General features: G+C 54.1%; 21 protein-coding genes. 13 read left to right on the plus strand and 8 right to left on the minus strand.

What is annotated here, in order from left to right; genetic code table 11:
* Position 1: 1 nt before the first annotated feature.
* From MA884_RS10560 to MA884_RS10605, 10 genes are read left to right on the plus strand one after another with little or no spacing between them, the layout of a single operon-like run.
* Positions 2–1,987 (plus strand): phage tail tape measure protein, encoded by a 1,986-nt coding sequence (locus tag MA884_RS10560; protein ID WP_256230442.1) that lies wholly within the window; start codon positions 2–4, stop codon positions 1,985–1,987.
* On the plus strand, positions 1,984–2,301 hold the full coding sequence (locus MA884_RS10565; protein ID WP_045154849.1) for a DUF2590 family protein: 318 nt from the start codon (positions 1,984–1,986) through the stop codon (positions 2,299–2,301). Before MA884_RS10560 ends, MA884_RS10565 begins: the two co-directional genes overlap by 4 nt.
* Entirely contained in the window at positions 2,298–3,470 is a 1,173-nt protein-coding gene (locus tag MA884_RS10570; protein WP_256230443.1) for a baseplate J/gp47 family protein, read from the plus strand. Before MA884_RS10565 ends, MA884_RS10570 begins: the two co-directional genes overlap by 4 nt.
* The gene (locus MA884_RS10575; protein WP_256230444.1) at positions 3,467–3,991 is read left to right on the plus strand and encodes a phage tail protein; all 525 of its coding nucleotides are present in this window, start codon (positions 3,467–3,469) and stop codon (positions 3,989–3,991) included. Before MA884_RS10570 ends, MA884_RS10575 begins: the two co-directional genes overlap by 4 nt.
* Before the next feature lie 9 nt (positions 3,992–4,000).
* Positions 4,001–5,662: a phage tail protein gene (locus MA884_RS10580; protein WP_256230445.1), complete on the plus strand. Its 1,662-nt coding sequence runs from the start codon at positions 4,001–4,003 to the stop codon at positions 5,660–5,662.
* Between the two features lie 8 nt (positions 5,663–5,670).
* Positions 5,671–6,378 carry a hypothetical protein gene (locus MA884_RS10585; RefSeq protein ID WP_256230446.1) on the plus strand — a complete coding sequence of 236 codons (708 nt, stop codon included), beginning with the start codon at positions 5,671–5,673 and terminating at the stop codon, positions 6,376–6,378.
* A complete protein-coding gene (locus tag MA884_RS10590; RefSeq protein ID WP_256230447.1) occupies positions 6,375–7,298 on the plus strand; it encodes a hypothetical protein in 924 nt (307 codons plus the stop codon). Before MA884_RS10585 ends, MA884_RS10590 begins: the two co-directional genes overlap by 4 nt.
* Entirely contained in the window at positions 7,295–7,837 is a 543-nt protein-coding gene (locus MA884_RS10595) for a DNA-binding protein (RefSeq protein WP_256230448.1), read from the plus strand. Before MA884_RS10590 ends, MA884_RS10595 begins: the two co-directional genes overlap by 4 nt.
* Positions 7,834–8,538: a hypothetical protein gene (locus MA884_RS10600; protein ID WP_256230449.1), complete on the plus strand. Its 705-nt coding sequence runs from the start codon at positions 7,834–7,836 to the stop codon at positions 8,536–8,538. The genes MA884_RS10595 and MA884_RS10600 overlap by 4 nt, the downstream gene beginning before the upstream one ends.
* Positions 8,511–9,488: a hypothetical protein gene (locus MA884_RS10605; protein ID WP_256230450.1), complete on the plus strand. Its 978-nt coding sequence runs from the start codon at positions 8,511–8,513 to the stop codon at positions 9,486–9,488. The genes MA884_RS10600 and MA884_RS10605 overlap by 28 nt, the downstream gene beginning before the upstream one ends.
* Positions 9,489–9,525: 37 nt before the next feature.
* On the opposite strand, the gene MA884_RS10610 is transcribed toward MA884_RS10605, so the two are convergent.
* The 4 genes from MA884_RS10610 to MA884_RS10625 form a co-directional block, all read right to left on the minus strand.
* Positions 9,526–11,085 (minus strand): hypothetical protein, encoded by a 1,560-nt coding sequence (locus MA884_RS10610; RefSeq protein ID WP_256230451.1) that lies wholly within the window; start codon positions 11,083–11,085, stop codon positions 9,526–9,528.
* Between the two features lie 848 nt (positions 11,086–11,933).
* The gene (locus MA884_RS10615; protein ID WP_256230452.1) at positions 11,934–12,866 is read right to left on the minus strand and encodes a DUF4435 domain-containing protein; all 933 of its coding nucleotides are present in this window, start codon (positions 12,864–12,866) and stop codon (positions 11,934–11,936) included.
* Positions 12,866–14,323, minus strand: a complete 1,458-nt coding sequence (locus MA884_RS10620; RefSeq protein ID WP_256230453.1) for an AAA family ATPase — start codon at positions 14,321–14,323, stop codon at positions 12,866–12,868. The genes MA884_RS10615 and MA884_RS10620 overlap by 1 nt, the downstream gene beginning before the upstream one ends.
* A gap of 562 nt (positions 14,324–14,885) precedes the next feature.
* Positions 14,886–15,101: a hypothetical protein gene (locus MA884_RS10625; protein WP_256230454.1), complete on the minus strand. Its 216-nt coding sequence runs from the start codon at positions 15,099–15,101 to the stop codon at positions 14,886–14,888.
* 864 nt (positions 15,102–15,965) lie between these two features.
* Between MA884_RS10625 and MA884_RS10630 the strand changes: the two genes are divergently transcribed.
* Positions 15,966–16,241, plus strand: coding sequence for a BrnT family toxin (locus MA884_RS10630; protein WP_256230455.1), 276 nt, complete (start codon positions 15,966–15,968; stop codon positions 16,239–16,241).
* Complete coding sequence (locus tag MA884_RS10635; RefSeq protein ID WP_028237682.1) at positions 16,219–16,527, plus strand: BrnA antitoxin family protein; 309 nt, start codon at positions 16,219–16,221, stop codon at positions 16,525–16,527. The genes MA884_RS10630 and MA884_RS10635 overlap by 23 nt, the downstream gene beginning before the upstream one ends.
* A 204-nt stretch (positions 16,528–16,731) precedes the next feature.
* Here the strand turns inward: MA884_RS10635 and MA884_RS10640 are convergent, their stop codons facing one another.
* Genes MA884_RS10640 through MA884_RS10655 form a run of 4 tightly spaced genes read right to left on the minus strand, consistent with a single transcriptional unit; the run spans position 16,732 to position 17,984 of the window.
* Positions 16,732–17,016 (minus strand): type II toxin-antitoxin system RelE/ParE family toxin, encoded by a 285-nt coding sequence (locus MA884_RS10640; RefSeq protein ID WP_256230456.1) that lies wholly within the window; start codon positions 17,014–17,016, stop codon positions 16,732–16,734.
* Complete coding sequence (locus MA884_RS10645; protein WP_256230457.1) at positions 17,006–17,248, minus strand: CopG family transcriptional regulator; 243 nt, start codon at positions 17,246–17,248, stop codon at positions 17,006–17,008. The genes MA884_RS10640 and MA884_RS10645 overlap by 11 nt, the downstream gene beginning before the upstream one ends.
* Positions 17,249–17,280: 32 nt before the next feature.
* Positions 17,281–17,814: a Fic family protein gene (locus tag MA884_RS10650; RefSeq protein ID WP_256230458.1), complete on the minus strand. Its 534-nt coding sequence runs from the start codon at positions 17,812–17,814 to the stop codon at positions 17,281–17,283.
* Positions 17,814–17,984 carry a YhfG family protein gene (locus tag MA884_RS10655; protein ID WP_109751605.1) on the minus strand — a complete coding sequence of 57 codons (171 nt, stop codon included), beginning with the start codon at positions 17,982–17,984 and terminating at the stop codon, positions 17,814–17,816. The genes MA884_RS10650 and MA884_RS10655 overlap by 1 nt, the downstream gene beginning before the upstream one ends.
* A 641-nt stretch (positions 17,985–18,625) precedes the next feature.
* Here MA884_RS10655 and MA884_RS10660 point away from each other — a divergent pair.
* Positions 18,626–18,919 carry a hypothetical protein gene (locus tag MA884_RS10660; protein ID WP_256230460.1) on the plus strand — a complete coding sequence of 98 codons (294 nt, stop codon included), beginning with the start codon at positions 18,626–18,628 and terminating at the stop codon, positions 18,917–18,919.
* Positions 18,920–19,146: the final 227 nt, after the last annotated feature.

Raw genomic sequence — 19,146 nt, forward strand, 5'->3', positions numbered from 1 at the left:
ATTGGCAGACCGTAGCGCCAGCCTGGCTTTCATCCTGAGCCTGCAAGACAAAGTCACCGCGCCCCTGGGCAAGGTAAAGATGGGCTTTTCCGAGCTGGCCGACCAGAGCGAAAAGCACATCAAGACCATCGGCCTGGGCTTGGGTGGGCTGACGGCTGGCGTGGTCGGGATCCGCGAGTCCATGGAGCCGGCCCTGGAGGTCAACCGCGCCCTGGGCGATGTCCGATCGTTGGGCGTGGCCGAAGATGCGTTGTCATCGCTCAATGCCAAGTCCCTGGAGTTCGCGGTGAACTACGGCGAGAACGCCCAGGAATTCGTGGCCTCGGCGTACCTGATCGAGGGCGCCATCAAGGGCTTGGCCGGTAACCAACTGGCCGTTTTCACCAACACCAGCAACCTGTTGGCCAAGGCCACCAAAACCGACGCCGAAACCATGGGCGAATACGTCGGCACCCTCTACAACCTGCAGAAGTCCCAAGCCGATGCCATGGGTAAGGGCGAATGGGTCGAAAGGCTCGGTGGTCAGACGGCGTTGGCGGTACAGCTGTTTCGCACCAGTGGCGCGGCGATGAAGGATGCTTTCAAGGAAGCCGGGGCAATCGCTACGACGGCAGGTGTCGATCTGGCCGAACAGATGGCGGTCATTGGCACCCTCAGCAGCACAATGGAAGGTGGCGATGCCGGCGGACGCTACAAGGCATTCTTCGAAAACATCGGTGCCGCCTCGGACAAACTGGGCATCAAGTTCACCGACCAGCAGGGCAAGATCCTGCCCATGATGACCATCCTGGACAAGCTCCAGGGCAAGTTCGGCGACCTAACCAGCGCCTCGGCCGGGGCCAAGCTGCTGGAGGCCTTCGGCGGCGAAGGCGCCCAGGTGATCGGCGCACTGGCCAAGGACACCAGCCGGTTGCGCAACGGCATCGAGCAGTTGGGCAAGGTGCGCGGCCTGGAGAACGCTGAGAGCATGGCCAGGGCCATGGTCGACCCGTGGCAACAGTGGGCGTCTCTGGTCGAAGTCATGCGGGTGGTGTTCGGCCAAGTGCTCATCCCGGTTCTCACGCCGTTCATGAACCGCATGATCGAGATCGGCAAGACCCTGGTGCGCTGGTCGCAGCTGTTCCCCAACATCACCCGAGTGATCGGCATCACAGCGCTGACCATCATGGGCATCGTGGCGGCCATGTCATTGCTCACCGTGGTGGTGGGCGTATCCAGGATGACCTGGATGGGTCTGGTGTCGGTCTGGAAGGTCGTCCAGTTGCTGAACCTGCGCACCGTCGCCGGCTTCGTCCTGCAGAAGCTGGCGATCCTGGCCTACATGACTGTGATCTATGCCTTGAGCGCCGGCCTGGCCTTGGTGCGCGGCGCCATGCTGCTTTGGCAGGGCGCCATCTGGCTGGTCAATGCGGCGCTGCTGGCCAACCCGGTGGTATGGATTGTGGCCGCCATAGTTGCCCTGGTCGCGATCGTGGTGGCAGCCGTCTACTACTGGGACGAATGGACCACGGCCCTGATGAACACGGCCGCGTTTCAATTCGTTGCCGAGCAGTTCCAGAAGCTTTCCGACTGGTTCGATTCCATGGGCGGCTGGTCAGGCATGGCCCGGGCCGCCTGGGACAGCATTGTCAGCATCTTCACCCAGGCCGTGAACGGCGTGATCGAGCTGCTGAACAGTATCCCGGGCGTGAACATTGAAGCGCGCTTCGGGGGCATGCCTGAGGTGCCTGGCGTCGATGCAGCGACCAACGCCGCTGACACTGCCAACGCCGCGCAGAAAGCCCAGCAGACCATCAACGCAGCTATCCCCAGCCTTTCGCCGACACGTCCTGCAGCGGTGCCGCCTGGTGGCCTGCTGACCAGCATTCAGAACAACAGCAGCAGCCAGAACAAGGGCACGCATGTGGAGAACGTGAATATCCACACCGGCAAGACAATGACGCCGCTGGAAATGGAAAACATGGTGGCCATGGCGGTGGGCGGATGAGCGAGTACGTGGATCTGTTGATTGTGGACAACGACTTGGCCCTGGATCCGTCGCGCCAGCCGCAACTGATCGATGACCGCGCCTGCATCGCCCAGGACATCGCCCACATGATCCGCGACAGCGGGCTCCTGGTCGTCCTGGTCGCCGAGCGTGATCGGTTGCGTCAACGCGACTGCATCCAGCAGCTGGAGCTGTTGGTGGAGGACGACGAACGCTTGGTGCCGGGCACGGCACGCATTACCCAGCAGGAGCCTGGCGTCTACCTGGTCACGGCTAAAACCCTGAAATTCGGATCGATAGAGGTAAGTCTGTGAGCGTCGATTTTAAAAAGGTGATCGCCGAGACGGGCATCCCCACCACGGAGGCGGGCCTGAAAGCTGCCTGGGAAAAGGAAGTGGAAGCCCAAGGCGCCAAGGTGGCCAACACCAGCAGCTATTCGCCTTTCTGGCGGGTGATGACCGCCCTGGTCACCAAGCCAGTGCTGTGGCTGCTTGACTTCCTGTGCCTGACGGTGCTGCCGAACTTCTTTGTCAAAACAGCAGAAGACGCCTGGCTGGACACGCTGGCTTGGGCAGTCAATGTCGAGCGCAAAGGGGCAACCAAGGCCAAAGGCAAAGTGCTCTTCACGCGGACCACACCTGACGGCGTGATGGAGCTGGAAAAAGGCATTGTGGTGCAGTCGGCCGCTATCAACGGCAACGTTTACCAGCTCATTACCACCGCCGCCGCGACCTTCCAGCAGGGGCAACTCCAACTTGAAGTGCCGGTGGAGGCGCTCGAATCTGGCAGCGGTTTTAACCTTGCACCTGGTTACTACGCCATCTTGCCGGTCCCGGTACCGGGCATTGTCCAGGTGGTCAACAGCGACGGCTGGCTGGAATCACCTGGTGCAGATCCGGAGCCCAACGACCAATTGCGCCTGCGCGTACGCAACCAGTTCTCGGCGGTGAACCAGTGGCACACCGATGCCGTTTATCGCGCCATGATTTCCGCTTTCCCAGGCGTACGGCCGGATGGCGTCTACTTCGAACACGGCGCACCACGCGGACCAGGTAGCGCAAACGCCTATGTCCTGTTCGATGCCGGCGTACCGGCCAGCACTTACCTGGACCAGATCAATGCGCACATCCGCGACCAGGGCAATCACGGCCATGGCGACGATCTGTTGGCCATGGTCATGCCTGAACAGCTGGTCAGTTTCCAGGTAAACGTCTGGCCCTTTGCCAACCAGACGCCGGCGCAGATCGCTGACCTCACGCACGAAATCGAATTGTTTTTGCGAGCCGCATTCCGCGAAAGCACGCCTCGGGACTATCAGCCCACGCTCACTTATCCCCAATCGCGATTCAGTGTCAGTCGTCTAGCGCAGGAGCTGCACGAGCAGTTCCCGGGGATTGAGTCCGTCAAGTTTGTTCCCATGGGGGATATCGTCAGCGGGCTGTCGATCCCCCGGCTGCAGAGCCTGAAAGTGGTGATCCTTTGATCAAGCTCAAACTGCCGTTCTGGCTCGAAGGCACCGAGCTTTCCAAGCTCACCCTGGCCGCCCAGGCCTGGTGGGAAACGGTCACCAGTTGGCTGCGCTGGCCGTATTCGCAGATTGATCCTGACACCTGCCACATGAGCATCCTCGACCTGTGGGCCTGGCAGCGCGACGTCACGCGTTTTCAAGGCGAGCCCGAGGCCTTGTTTCGCCTGCGAGTGAAATACGCCTTTATCAACTCCGTGGACGCCGGGAGTACGGCGGGCATGAAGCGCATTTTTGAGCGCCTGGGCGTGGGCTACGTCGAGATCGAGGAGCGCCAACCCGACCGGGACTGGGACGTTATCCAGCTCAAGTTCAGCAACACCCAGCTGTCACTCAACCCCGAGTTGCTGCGCGTGTTGATCCAGCAGTACGGCCGGACGTGCCGACGCTACGACTTCGTGACCATTACCCCCATCGCGCTGCAAGTCGCGGTGGTGGACTTCAACGATGACCAGCAAACGCTGGTTGCCAGCCTTTAGGACCGTACCGTGAGCGCCAATATCACCCTGGCCGGCGAAAGCCAAATAGCCCTGAAGCAAAGCCAAAGAAAGCCGCTGATTATCAGCAAATTCATCTTCGCCAATGTGCCCGGGCTTGACCCCGCCGCGCCGATTGATCGCGCTGCTGGCAAGCCGCCGGCGGCGCAGATCGTTCATGTGTACAACATTCCCGCGCAGAACGCCGGCTACGTGAACCCGAACCAGGTCGTGTACAGCGCCCAGCTGGGATCGGACATCGGTGACTGGAATTTCAACTGGATTGGCCTGGAGGATGAGGACGGAGAGCTGTGTGCTGTGTCCACCGTGCCGATGCAGCAGAAACGCAAAAACGTGCCGCCGCTTCAGATCGGTAACAACGTCACCCGAAATTTTCTGCTGGCCTTCGACGGTGCCATGGCGTTAACCGGCATCACCATCGACGCCAGCACCTGGCAGCATGACTTTACAGTGCGCCTGGCGGGAATCGATGAGCGCGAGCGCTTGAACAATCGCGAGCTGTACGGCCGCGCCTGTTTTTTTGGCAGCTCGCTGGCCTTCACAAGGATTGTGGGCGAATACCAAGTGAATCCAGGAATCGCCTATATCGAAGGTATTCGCGTGGTCCTGGGTGAAGCGTTGCCGATCAGCGGCATCATCCCGTCGGGAAAAATCTGGTTGGACGTGTCTCTGGAACGTCAACTCAACGACCGGGTGACCAGATGGAAGTTGGTCTACGGCGATCAGTCGGACTACACCGACGCCGCTGGCGCACGGCATTACTGCGTGCAGATCGCCAACTTTATCTCATCAACCAACATCGTCGACCTGAGAACGGTGGAGCCCATCCCCGGCCCGTTGATTCAATATCTGGCTGCGCGTAGTGGCGACTATGTTGGGCTGCGTGCTCGAGCCACTACGAAGGCAGATGTAGGGCTGGGTAACTTACCCAATTCCAAGAGTGACGACCCTACGACCAACAGCAGCGAAATCCTGGCAACTACCGCTGCACTGAATAAAGTGCAAAAGCAGATCAGCGATCCAATGACCGGCATGGTTTCCGCATTCGCGATGAAAGCACCACCCATGGGCTGGCTGAGTTGTAACGGTGCGGTGATTTCACGCACTACCTTCGCCAACCTCTTTGCCCGCATTGGTACGACGTACGGTGCCGGTGATGGAGCAACTACCTTCACGTTGCCTGATATGCGTGGCCTGTTTCCCCGCGGTTGGGATGATGGTCGTGGTCTGAACCCGAACCGTGTTTTTGGTTCGTTTGAAGACATGATGCTGCAATCGCACACGCACACGGCTTCCGCTGCTGCAGTTGGTAACCACGTTCATACAGCATCGACGAATGCACAGGGTCAGCACGTTCATAGCGCCTCGACCGACTCTCAAGGCGCTCATGCTCACAACGTACCAGGCTCCATTCACTCGAGTGGCGGTACTCCATCGCTGGACGGCAACCCCATCGGTGCAACGTTTAACGTTCCGACTTCGGTTGCGGGGGCTCACGCGCATAACGTCTCCATAGGCGCTGCTGGCAGCCACTCGCATAGTGTCAGCATTGGCGCCAGCGGCAGCCACACACACGCCCTGACGATCGCTGCTGTTGGTGGCGCAGAAACCCGCCCCAAAAACATGGCGCTCCTTTTCTGCATTAAGTATTGAGATCAATCATGACCAACAAACTTGTCTATCAGACTGATCATCTAGGTATGTTCGTAGGTGTAGCAGAGGCTCGTGAATCTCCACTGGAGCCAGGTGTATTCCTAATTCCTGGCGGCTGCGTGGAAACCCCGCCGCCGGAAACTCCCGAAAATACAGTTGCCTGGTGGAATGGCCAGGCCTGGAAATTTGTGGACTACTTCGGCGGTGTTGTTGTTTACAACATCGACACCTGCGAGCCGCGAACCCTCGAAGGGTTTGAGCCGCTTCCAGCATGTTTTACTTTGAAAAAACCGGGACCCAACCAGGTCTGGAAAGATGGCGAATGGGTCGATGATATCGACGCCGTGCTGGCCATACTGCAGGAGCAAACGCTGCAGGCGATCAGCGCCGGATGCAGCATCCACATTGCCGGCGGTTTCAGCTCCAACGCCTTGGGCGAGGTGTACCGCTACAGCAGCGCCATCGATGACCAGGTGAACCTGAATGCCCAGGTGCTGCTGGGCATAGATGATGTTTACCCCTGTTACGACGTGGACCAGGTGAAGGCGTTCAGGCCGCACACCATCGCCCAATTGCAGAAAGTCAGCCATGACCTGGTGCGTTTCAGACAGGCCGCGTTGCAGCACGCCGAAACCTTGCGCCAGGCCGTTGCCCAGGCCGTGGCAGAGAGGGACCTGAAAGCATTGAAACTCATCACCTGGACACCGCCGGCATGACCTGGACACCGGTGACGATGCGCTGGCCGGAGCAGGCCACGCAGTGGATGGGCGGTCTGGCCACCGCGAAGGACCTGGCCGGCGGCGAGTTGGCCAGTACCGCCCAGCGTCTGGCCGGGCTGAAGGGCCTGGCCACCACCAGCCCAGGGCCGGTCGGCGGCGCGGCGCAAGGGGCCATTGCGGCCGGTCGCGCTGCGCTCACCGAACAACTGGGCCAGGCGCCGGCGTGCCTGGTGGTGACTCCATTTCAGAGCGGCATTGGCCAAGGCAAGGGTTACCAGCGCTTCCTGTCGGCGCCGAACGTCCTGGAGCACCTGGGCAAGAAACTGGAAGACGTCACCGACGACGGTCGCCCGGCCGGTTCGCTGTACGCACTGTCGATCCTGTTCCTGGGCACACGCTTGGAGCAGCTGGCCAGCGGCTTGTCCCGGTTCAATGCCTTGTTGCCGATCCCCGACCTGGTGCGCACCGAGCGCCGTGCGCAACACCTGGTGAAGCTGGAGAGCGAGAAATGGGAGATCCCCAACCCTGGCCCGCTGCCGCGCTGGCAGGCGATGCCCCTGGAGCGTTGTACGGTGGTCAAGGCCGCCAAGCAGTCCATGGCGGGCCAATTGGCCGTCCTGGAGGGCTATGCCGCCGACAGCTCGCCGTTGAGCGATCTGGCCGCGCTCGCCGCCCGCAAAGGCGCCCAGCAACAGGGGCGCGATCAGCAGTTGAGCGACCTCAAGAATCTGCTGGCCGGGGGAAACCCGGACATCAGCATTCGGGCGCGATTGATCGGCCCAGGCAATAGCAGCGAACTTCGCCGCCAATTGCTCGCCGGCGATGCACCTGGACATGAATGGGTACAGTGCGCCGGCCTGCTGCTGGTGGGCAACAAAGCAGGGTTGAGTTTTGTACAGGAGCTGGTGGGCCTATGACGCTGTTGCTCGACGGGCAAAAAATCCAGGGGAAAAACCTCAAGGTCACGGCCAACCTGCGTATCGAAAGCGGCGACATGTCGGGCCAGACCAGTAACACCGACAAGGCGCATAAGGGGTTCAAACCCAAGACGTTGACCGTTTCGCTGATGATCCCGTTTGTCGATCGGGTGCAACTGACCGATCTGATGCGCCTCGCCGAAGCCACGGCCGGCGGTGGCCAGCTACACCTGTACCGGATCGTTAACGACACCGCCGAGGCCTTCGGCGTGCGCCAGGTGGAGTTTTCCGAGGGCGTCAGCGCCCGGGAGGCAGACAGCCTTAAGGCCTGGTTGGTCCAATTCACGCTGAGCGAGCGCGAATCCAATCCGGAGAAGGTCGAAAGCCGGCGAGTCAGTAACAAGGTGGACGCCCAGGGCGCACCCGGTAACGCGGTAGGCGACGGCGGTGGTGCAACGGGTGACAACCCTGCGCTGAGTGGCTTTGAAAAGGTTCTGGGCCGTGTGGACAAGTGGCTGGGCGGGAGTGAGCAGAATTGAAGCTGCACAAGGTGCTGGCCATCAACGGCGCGCCGATCGCCCTGGTCAAGGAGGACGTCCGGCTGGACACCTTCAGTCCGGGCCGGGCGAACTTCACGGTGCAATCCATCACCCCGCTCAAAGGCCTGGTGACGCTGGATATCGGCTACAACCAAAGCACGCTGCAGCGTCACTTCATCGGCTACATCGAGCGTTGCACCGCCGCCAACGCGGTGGAGCAGATGTTGTTCTGCCGCGAGCTGACCGCCGTGCTGGCCAACCCGCTGCCGATGAACCTGCGTCACGTCGATCTGCGCGCGGTGTTGGCTGAGATCAGCGAGCAGACCGGTCTGCGCTTTCGGGTGCCTGACCGGCCATACGCCGGCATCAAGACACCGTATTTCTACAGCCTGGCCGCCGGTTACCAGGCGATGGACAGCCTGGCTCGGGTGTTCGGGATCCCCGACTACACCTGGCACCAACAGGGCAACGGTGAAGTGTTCGTGGGGAGCTGGGCCGACAGTTTTTTCGGCATCCGGGCACCGCTACAAATCCCAACGGAGCTGTTCGACGGCTACCAGGGCAACCAAAGCGCGATGGTCGCGGCCCTTCCCGGGTTACGACCAGGTGCAACGATCAACACCGGCGAGCGCGTCACCAGTGTGGCGCTCGCCAATGACCAGATGGCCATCCGATGGAAGACGCAATCCGCCGCAGCGTAGAGCGGCAGTTCCCTGAACTCACCGGCGGCTACCACTTGCCGCGCTTTGCCCGGGTTATCGCCGTGGCCGACGCGCCGGCCGGCGCCGGGATCTGCGACGACTTCCGACCACGCTATGCCGTGGATATTGAAGTCCTGGGCCCAGATGGGGAGCCTGATCCACTGTTGCCTCAGCTCACCGGCGTTCCGTTGCCGCTGCCCACCGGTGGCGAGGAAATGGGGATCTATGCGTTTCCGGAGGAAGGCACCCAGGTGGTGGTGTGCTTCGCCTACGGCCTGCCGAACAAGCCCTACATTCAAACGATCCTTCCGCATGGCCTGAGCATGCCCAAGGTGCCGAAAGGCGATCAGGTCTGGCAGCACAGCGAGGCGGTCCAGCAGCGTGTGGATGCGGATGGCAACTGGTTGCGCCAGACGGATGGCAAGATCCAGGACAAGGCGATCGAGCGGGAAGTCGAAGCCCTGGATAACCGCGAGCGGTTCCAGAGGCACACCAGGATCGTGGACGACCATTCAAGCGAGTCCGTGGGAGGGGTTAAAACGATCGAGGCGCTGGGTGCGCTCAAGCTGCTGTCGGGTGGATCCGCGAGCCTGGCGACTGTGGATGATCTGCACCAAGCCACCGGGCGGGATCTGAACCTTGTTGTGGGACGGAAGCTCAACGCGACGGTGGGCGGAGATATGCAGGAGCACATTAAGGGGGTGCGCCAGAGTTTGGCCGGGGTCAGCCAAAGTCTTAAAGCACCCAAGACGTGGCTAGGTTCAGAAGAGGTGAATGTGTTGCAGGTGCTATGCGATCTCCTCGACCTGGTTAAAGAAATAAACACACAGTTGGCAACGCACACGCATTCGCCTGGACCGACGCCAAGTACGGCAGACGCTTCGGTTTTTATGGAAAAAGCGGTGGTTGCAACTCGCTTAAGTGCTCTGGTGAAAAGCATTAAGACATAACCTGACACTCCACTAACCGGAATCAATAAATAAAATTTCAAATCTTTAAGCTTTCAAAAAAAACGGGAGAAAAGTTTATCACCGGAAGCTCAGACTCATAGCCTTCTATTAGGCTTGTAATCTCCCCCTTCAAGGATTCCTTGTTAAAGCTGTCAATAAGAAACATTGTCTTATAGAACGACCTTCTAACCCTCGGCGTTATACTGTATTGCCCATCATCCTCTAGCTCCACATTCCCCAAGAAAAGAATAAGTTCTATAAATACATATTTTCCAAGCTGAAACGAAAAAATGTAAAAAGATTCTATCTCGGTTCCTAGGGCGATGTCGTCAATGGTAGGAAATTTCAGTGTAAATATTTCGGGGTCACCTTCAATCAACTTTATTATAAAGTTTGGCTTGGTGTTAATCCTTTCAAGCTCGTGGTCACTAAAGTTCAAAGGAGTGTCAACCTCAAAATATCGCTTAATTTTAACTATGCCCTCCAGTGTCCCTATTTTTTTAGACTGATCAGGGAAGCCATCTCCAGATTTAAGATAGGCTGTCGATGATAAGTCTTGAAAATCAAAAACAATTTCGACATTTTTCGGATTCGAAAACATATGCATAAGCTTGAACATTCTAAGCGCTTCTTCAACTTCGAACCGTTCAAGCAAATCAACATTCATGGAAAGGTTAAATGTTTTTCCTTGGTTAAGGATATTAAATTCGAATAACTTAGCATCCATTCTTATTTTTTGGTAAGGTTTTGGGATCCACGCATTGAAGGGGCTGGTATAGAGATCCACTGGGAATTTTAGAGTGCGTCCGGTCGATTTATCTCTAAAAGTTAGAAAGCCGTGATCACTCGGAATTACGTCCGGCATAGTCAGTAAAGCTGTATCATCGGTTAGTTTGTGCCTATCGGACAAAACACCAAATCGAAGGGATGCCCCATGGACGTTTACTACCTGGACCGCACCTCTCTTTCCCAGCGAAATATCAATCAGTTTATGAAGTTTGTCATCGCCTGTGAACGAAAATTGTATTCGATGAGCCCCCTCTTCAAAGCCTACTAACTTTAAATGTTCACGCTTGCGGTCAAGGTAATCAAAATGTGAAGCGCCAATATGGTTCATTATCAACTGCTTTAAAACTAAGGCTGCGAGAGGAACAATGGGCTCGTGAAAACTAAGGCGCATCTTCTTCTTATTGAGCTTTACGTTAGGATCTTTAACGTACTCATCTGAAACTCGCCTAAGGGTTTTTTCTATTAGGTCATTGTCGAAGTGACGCAAGTACCCTCTGACAGGAATATCTCCGCTATCGAATTCGAGCAATACATAAAAGCAGGGCAGGGAACTAGTAGCCATTTTCTTAAGGTTTGACAACTCCACGTCGACGAATTTTTTATTGCCGTCAGTGGATTTTACCTGGATTTTTGTTTCGATCAGACCTTCATGCATAGACATTCGATCGAACTTACTTGGAACATTATCGATTTCTACAAACAAATCCCAGCCATTGATATCGGTTTCAGATTTGTTTGCCGCCATGCCCGCCGCCGTCGCGCATAGCGTACCGAAGAATTTCTCCCCAGCCGTTCCCAAATCCCTCATGTCGTGCTCCTTTTCTAGCGTAGAGGCAAGATGCCATGTCCAGACCTACAAGACAAATCCTCGAAAAAAATGATGAGGAAAGCACTTATCCCCCTCCCGCCGACGGGCTTTGCGTCCCTTGTTTTTGCAAACACCGGTGATGACGTAAACGATGCCCCCGCCAAGGCCCTTTATGGGGTCTGTGCCGCGTTTGGCAATTGCACGGTGTGCAAGGTTTTGCAAAAAAGTGAGCGCAATATTGGAGGTCTCGGGGCGAAGGGGGATTGGTGGCTGTTTCCAGAGGGCTACGGTTTACAGAGAGAGGACCGATAAAAACAGACGTTTTGCTGATTTTCATTTTCTGAATGGCTCGCACTAGGTCCCCTATCGACGTCAACCAGGAACAAGATCGATATACCTTAAAGCCCCAGGCCGACTGACTTCTCGGTCACACAGCCAATTGCACTAATTGACCAACACTGAGCCATATTTTGAGCTGCGATTGGGGGGCTTAAAAATATCGGATGGGGAGAAGTTCAGGCTTTTTTTCAGGATCAACACTGCGACAGTGTAATTTTGGTAAGCGAGGACAAGGAATGGCTCGGATCCTATATAGAACACGGGGGGCGTTGATAGGGAAGGGAATGCTGACCGTAGCTTCCGTACGACTTGTGCAAGTGTTACAAAAACTATAACCAGTTCCGCCTGACGCCACCTAAACATCGCTGGAGGTCTTGAAAATAGTGGAGCGGCTGAAGGGGGTCGAACCCTCGTTATCAGCTTGTTAAGATGGCCCGCAGGGCAACCGTCAATGGTTGAAGAGTGCCCGACCATTGGTCGTAGTCGGGCTAAGAACGTAAATTTGATACTTATGCAGGTGTAGAACGATTTTGATTGCTCATCGGTAGATTTAGAGCAAAGGTACGAAGGCACTGCGGTATGGGAGAAAGAAGAGCTAAAGTTCTAATGATTTCACCCTTGGGGTTAAACTTCATGCCGGCTTTAATATTAAAATGCTTAGGAGTTGCTGAACAACGATCATCCTTCAACTTATGGAGTAGCTCGGTATAAACGCCAAGTACGAACTTTCCGCGCCAATCCTGTAAAGGCGATAGCGCCTCGAATTCTGTGATTGATTCTGGTATTGCACTTGCGTCGATTTCGTCTGGCCATCCGATTAGGGTTAAATGGTTAGCGCCAGTAGCGGTGATTCTATTTATATCTATATTTATATATTTGGTTATTTGATTGGTTATGCCTTGGAGTCTGATGTTTTGTTTTCTGGCGAAGAAGATTGCCCTATTGCTATCTCTCATCAGGTCTGTAAATTCGTATAAGCGCGCCAAAAACTTTTCTGTGACTGTTTCAATTGTGCTTTCTTCACCTGTTTTGTGGCAGAGGTATTCTTGCGCTAAGAGTGGGTGAAGAATAGAGTTTGAGCATAAGTTGTTTTCAATGGAGTATCCAGTTGTACAGTACGTGTTTTCTGATGGCTGAAATTGTTTAAAGCCGTCGAAATCCTTGTCAATAAAATAAGCAACTTTTTTATCGGAAGGAGTTTCGCGTTTGAACAGAAGTTCTCTAAGTCCTAGGACTTGATCTTTTCCGTTCACAACGAGCGCGCGATAGTCAACTTCGTCGATTAATTTTCGAAAAACTGTATCATAATATGGATAGTCTTCGTGCCCTTCGAAAACACAAACAAGGCAATTAGGTGCTTTGCTTCTAAGGACGGTGTAGTCATGTAGGGCTACATGCGGTCTGTGTTTTGCGAGTCTGAGCTTATCTACGATGTTTGTCATTATTGTGGTTGCTCGTACTTTACAGTTAGCGATTCCGCATACCCATCTAAGTCATTGTCAAATATGAATGGAGAGTGGGTTATCGCTACCAATTGATGACAAGAAGGTGACTCAAGTATGTCGATTAGAAATCTTCTTTGCCATGACATGGCTAGTGATAATTCAGGCTCATCTATGAGTATAAGATATTTCTTATTTTGCTGAAGGTAGAGCTTGGCAAATATAGCAACAATCTGCTTCTCGCCGGACGATAAGTTGTTTAGTAAAAGTGTGTTATCGTTGAAGTTGTTTTTTACGGAAACTTCTAACGCGAATTTGTCAAATACGAACTGCTTTTCAGGAATGCCGTTTGAGTCTACAGCTGATGCATACCAATAACTGTTGATGACGTTAGTGAATCCTTCGATTAATTGTTCTTGTGCTTGAGTAGTCGCATAAATAGATATGATCTGATGGATGTGCGCGCGCAATCCGTCGTAAGCAGTTTCATTAATCTGTCCGGAGTAAATCAAATCATAAATTTTTGCCTCTGTTTCTCTACCTGCATGTCCAAGCCTAGCTAAAACCAAGTTAAGCTTTGAGCTGAACTCATCAGTAATGTCGAAGATATACTCGGGGCTTCTAGATGCAGGGGAGAGTAGTGTTTCTAAAGATTGAGCGCTTATTCTTGAGTAGGAGTTTAGCGTTACAGATTTTATTCTTTCTTTAAAGGCTTCAAGTCGGGATTCTACGTCTGCCATTCCGAACCATATCAATTGGTCGTTATCATCCTCATCATCTGTTTCGTAACCGAATTCAGTCCTTCTATTCTTTTTGCTTTGGGCAAATTCTGACATTTCTGTTTCGATTCGCCGAAAGGTTGGAAGATACAATATTTGCAGTTCCCCGAGCGCCTTTGTGATTTTCTGAACTAGAACGCGGCACACGTTGTTTGGGTAGTATTGATCTATAGCCTCTAAGTATAGATTGGAAAGCTCTTCTCTATTGAGTGGGCAGTTGAAATAAATAGTTCGGAACTCATTAGAAAACGAAAAAGATTCAATTCCGTTCGTTTGAATGAATGCAATATTTCTTCTCAGCTTTCGATCTGAGACACCGTATTTTTTTAACGCCAAAATCGCTTCGGAGGGTTTTGCCGTGTAGTTTTTTGGGAGAATATCTTTTCTGTTAAAGATTAGCTCTTTTGAGTCTCTTAGTTTTAATCTAAGATATATGAAGTCGATGGTTGCGAGTTTGGAAATGTCCAGGGTTAAAACTGCATGTAGTGCACTCAGAAGAGTGGTTTTGCCTGTTCCGTTTTCGGCAGCAACTATTTTTATGCAGGATCTATTATCGAGTCTGAGCGTCTTGTATCCATTTACACCATAGAGCTCGAACCATTCAATGAACGGAGGTGTTTTTGATATTTCTGATATTTTTGGCAAGTTGCTCTCCTTTGCGTTATTTAGAAAGCTCATTAGATCGCATTTTAATGCGACTTACCCGAGCTAAACTACACTAGTAAGTTGATGGTGCTTATGCTGCTGTTTTCGGATTTATTTGCGACTCAATACGTTTACTTCATACAGCACATCATAGCAGTTCGCCAGCTAGGTGTTCTATGGGATGTGGAAGGGTTTCGATGGTAAAAATTGGTATGTATTGTCAATTTTAGATTTTAAGCTACTGAAAAATAAAGATTATATTTCTGTCCATCCAGTCAATCAGTGCCAGCAATCGATCGAAAGAGGAACGGGGCGGGCAGATCAATCGTCGGGCACAGCTCGGATGTGGTGAGGTGTCGGAGAATCACCGCATTTCCTGTGCCTAGCGCGTCGACGCCATTGCGGGTAAACAGCAACTAACGCTCGGAGCGCTGTCATTGAGCCGTGCAGTCTGAAAGAGAACAGGTGAATTCGGCATTGCCGATAGCCGAGGACCGTCACTGCGCAAATGCAAAGAAGGCAGAGCGGACACCAACGTTAGCTCTGCTGTCCAGTCGACCAACTGCCGCCATTGACGTTGAAAAAGCGGATCAAGCTAGTCCTTTTCTAGACCTCTTAATCGTGCCAGCCCCTGGTTAATAAACCCCGCGTTCTCCCCAATTCGCTCAAGTGCCACGCGGGCGTTCTCTCCCACGGCCTCGTATCCCTGCTGCTCAACTAACAGCACCAACTCCATCAAAGCGGCTTCAAGCCCCAACTGGTTTTCGTAGATTTTTTCGAGGACGACGGTGAGGGAATATTGGCTAGCCATGCATTCGACTCCGTTTGGAAAGCAGCAAGCATAGCAGGGCACTTGGGGGGCTGATTTCAGTTCAAGGCTGGGAAAAAGGTAATTTTGGTAAGGAGATGCGAAAAAATGGCTGCAGCCCTTATAGGACGTGGCTTCAACGTATTACCTTTGAAGGTAATATTAGGTAAGGGTAGAGGTAATATTTTACTAAGTGTTTGATTTTAAAGGTTTTTATTTGTGCGTGAACTTACTACGACTAAGGGTAATTTTCTAACTCCTCTATTACCCTTTTATTACCTTTGAGTAATTCGTATAACCTATTGATTCTATTGAGTTTTATCGCCGATAGAAAAGGAAATTACCAATATTACCTTTTTCCCAGGGGTCAACCTGAAAACGGGGCGAAGCGAAGACGGGAGGTTTGCTGGCCTTTCATGCACGCGGTTTTAGCTCTCACAAAGGCTCGCCTTTGCCGACGATAGACGGTGCCAGGATTGGAGCCGAGCACCGCTGCTTAAAAATTGCTAACGCAGTCGGCAGAAAGGATGGGAGGAGGAGGGAGGAAAACAGAACTGGTACGCAACTGGTACACGGGCTGGCGGCGAGGTGTTAGTCCCTTTATTTGCGGGAGGTAAAAGAAGTGTCAGTCCGATCCATCATCGGGGCGACAGAGAAGCGGTGGGAGAGCGGGGCAGTTTGTAGGGGCATTGGGAATCTGATTCATCGGGGCGAATGGACGCAGTTTATCAGGGATGCTTGTCGGGTACTTGGCGGGCTCTCACGCCTAGCCACTCAATCTTTGATGCCAACCAGGCAGGGCGCGTGCTCGGTCAGCGTTTCAACGCGCACCTTGTGTTGACGATTTAATGTGGCTACGATAATTGCATGCAGATTACTTATGACCCAGCCAAAGACGCTCGCAACGTCGAAGAACGTGGACTTCCGTTTGCCCTCGTGCGGGACTTTGAATGGTCTACAGCATTGATCCTGGAAGATGATCGATTCGACTACAGCGAGTGTCGTTATCGGGCGATGGGGTACGTAGGGAATCGGCTGCACGTCGTAGTGTTTACCCCACGGGGTGACGCGGTCCACGTCATCAGCTTTCGTAAAGCCAACAAACGGGAGGTCAAAAATTATGACCAAGAAACCCAGTCCTGAGAGGGTCGATACGGCAAACCCCGAATGGTCGACCGAAGACTTTGCCAAGGCTAAACCAGCCAGCGAGGTGCTTGGTGGGTTGTTTGGCAAAGCTCAGGCAAAGGAAATGCTCAAGCCAAAGCGTGGTCGACCCAAGTCGGTAGCGACTAAAGAGCACGTCAATGTTCGTTTCGATGCTGACGTGCTGGAGAGATTCAGAGCTTCTGGCCCGGGCTGGCAAACACGGATGAACGCCGCCTTGGCCGATTGGCTCAAAACGCATACACCAGAAGAACTGAAGGCTTAGTCGCTAAATATTGTTCGTAAAAAAATTAGCCGCCGATGAGGCGGCTTTTTGCTGCGTGCTGATTAGCTTTTTCTCGGTAACGGTATAGTAAATCCGTAGAGCGGGGCAGTTTGTAGGGGCATTGGGAATCTGAATCAGCGAGGCGGATGGCACAGTTTATCAGGGAAGGGCAGGGCGTGTTGGGAGAGCAATATTGCGCCGACTTCACCAGTTGGAGCGGGGGCGTTGTCGAGTGTGAAATACGCCGAGGATTTGGAGGCGATCACCGTGTACGCGATACGGAATCAGATAAGACCAGTTTGGTACTGCCCATTCCCGCGTCTGTTTGACTCGTCCTTCTCGACCCATTGCGGGAAATTGAGCCAATTTGTCTGCGCTGGCGAAGATCGCTTCGGAGAAGTCGTCAGCAGCCTTGGGGTTTTCAAGTGCAATATAGTTGGCTTCGTCCTCCAGGTTTTTGAGTGCTTTTTCCAGCCACTCAACCTGCATTCTGACTCCAGCGCCGACCACGCATCGCTGCCACTTGCTCATCGGTAGCAAATTTGCCTTGGTCAGCTTCCTTTACGGCAAGTTCGATCTGTGTGGTCAGCGCTTTTTCGTGTTCGATGAAGTCGCGAAGAACGTCCATCGCCAGGTAGCTCGCACTTTGGCCGTTGGTCTTGGCCAGATCGGCGAGGGAATTCGATAGGTCTTCGGGCAGATTCAGGGATATGCCGGACATGGCAGCCTCGATGGTCGACGTTTTCGGGCATCTTACACCGTTGACCGAGCGCTTGAATCAGCAGGCCGTCGCAAGGTGTGTCTCGACGTGAATTGTTCCCCTCCTGCGCAGATCTGAAAAGCCTCACAGACGCCGCCGTCGAAGGGTACATTTTCTGCGGGTGAATCTGGTTTGGGTTGGGCCTGTGCAGTGACTACAAGTTGCTCGGCTCTTACTCTTATTACCTTCTCGAACCAGTTTGCCGCCGCGATGGTCGTGAAGACCTTGCTGGCTTCCTTCTCCATGTATTCTGGTTGGCAAAAGCGGGTGGCTTGTTTGGACATGCCGACGGTACGCAGCTCTCCGGCCCATTCGAACAGGTCTGAAAAGAGGATTCGATGAATGTTTTGAAGGTAGGCCAGGCTGTAGGGAGGAGGGCTGAATTCGACGTTGTCCGCTGCGATGGCCGAGAGTTGTTGTTCGGCTCCGCTTAGGGTCGGTTCGTCACGGATATCGAGTTTATTGCGAAGGACTGTGGAGCCGGGATAGCAATAAGCGTCCTCGCCGACTCCATATTTGTCAGCCATCAGGTTCTGGTCTGGGTAAAGGCCTTCAAGACCTCTTCACGCGTTGGCATTTTGCGTTCGCCGTCCGCGAAGGTCACTTTGAAACCTTCCAGACGGAGGCTGGCCGCGTAGTTGGATCTACGCGTTCTCGCGGCATAGGCCTTTTTGGTTTCAAGGCTGACATTGCCCATGGGCTGGACCTCAAATCGCGTTGGTGGGCGGATTATAGCCCATCCCGCAGACGTGGCCTATGTTGCGGCTCGGGCGAAAGGAGTGAGCGCTCATTCGTTTCGAGATTTGTCCTTGCAGCTCATAGCTGCGCTGCTGAATCCATCGCCGGACACCCCCATCGGAAATTTCCCTCAAGACGCGTCGCTCCCCGCTGACTATCCACCCAATTACCCCGTGCGCTAAGTTCTCTCCGTCGCTGAAAATTCAGCGGCTGGGTGTGGAAGCCCTTACTCAGACGCGTAACGTCGCAAAATTTTAAGTAGGCACTTTTCTTATGCCTGCTGTTAAATTACGGCGGCTGTACGCGGGGCGTCCTAGGGCGCGCCGGGTTCCTGAGTACCGGTCTTCCACACCCGCGTACAGCTGCCACCCATCATGTGGAAGTGATGCCGGCAGATCTTTCTCTTACTCAGGAAGTTAGCCAATGAAAAAGCTCACCCCCAACCCTCCGAAAACCACAGCCAATCCAAGGTGGCTTTCGTCTAGCGTCCCCCAAGAATATCTCCTGCCATATATCCGAATCTCGATCCCGGATTCGCTCCCTTTGCCAGCGGCACCCCAATCAGCCACTGACCTCCCATCCCCGCAGGAGTAACCCCTCATGTCCCGCTACATGCCCATCACCGGTATCGAAAACAATTTCCACGCGCTCCTGATCGACACGCAAGCGCCGCTGGACGTGCTGCACGACACCGCCGCCTACCGCATCGCCGCCGTCACCCAGTTACTGGAGAACCTCGCCATGCGCGCCGACATCAGCACAGACGCGGTGGTACTCCATGATTTCGCCCAGGTGCTAGCAATCCCCCTGCGCGATGGATGTGACTTGCTGGATGTGATCGGCCGGCGATTGCAGGCGCAGGTGCTGGCGTCGCAATCGGAATCGGCGACGTAACAAGGTTCCCCTTTGACGTGATGCCGTTCATCCAAGGGGGTCAGTGACTCCGTGGCGAGGGAGCACGCTTCCTCGCCACAATGTGTCCTACAAATCTTAAGTAAGCAGCACCGCTATCCCACCGACGGATGCTTATTGGTGTGAAATCCAAACAAGTCCTGTGCCGTTCGAGCTGTGTTTCGGCAGGCGTTATCCCCCTAGCATTCCTTCACTCAATCACCCAAGAA

Source organism: Pseudomonas sp. Q11, from assembly GCF_024494355.1.
GTDB classification, from domain to species: Bacteria; Pseudomonadota; Gammaproteobacteria; order Pseudomonadales; family Pseudomonadaceae; genus Aquipseudomonas; species Aquipseudomonas hefeiensis.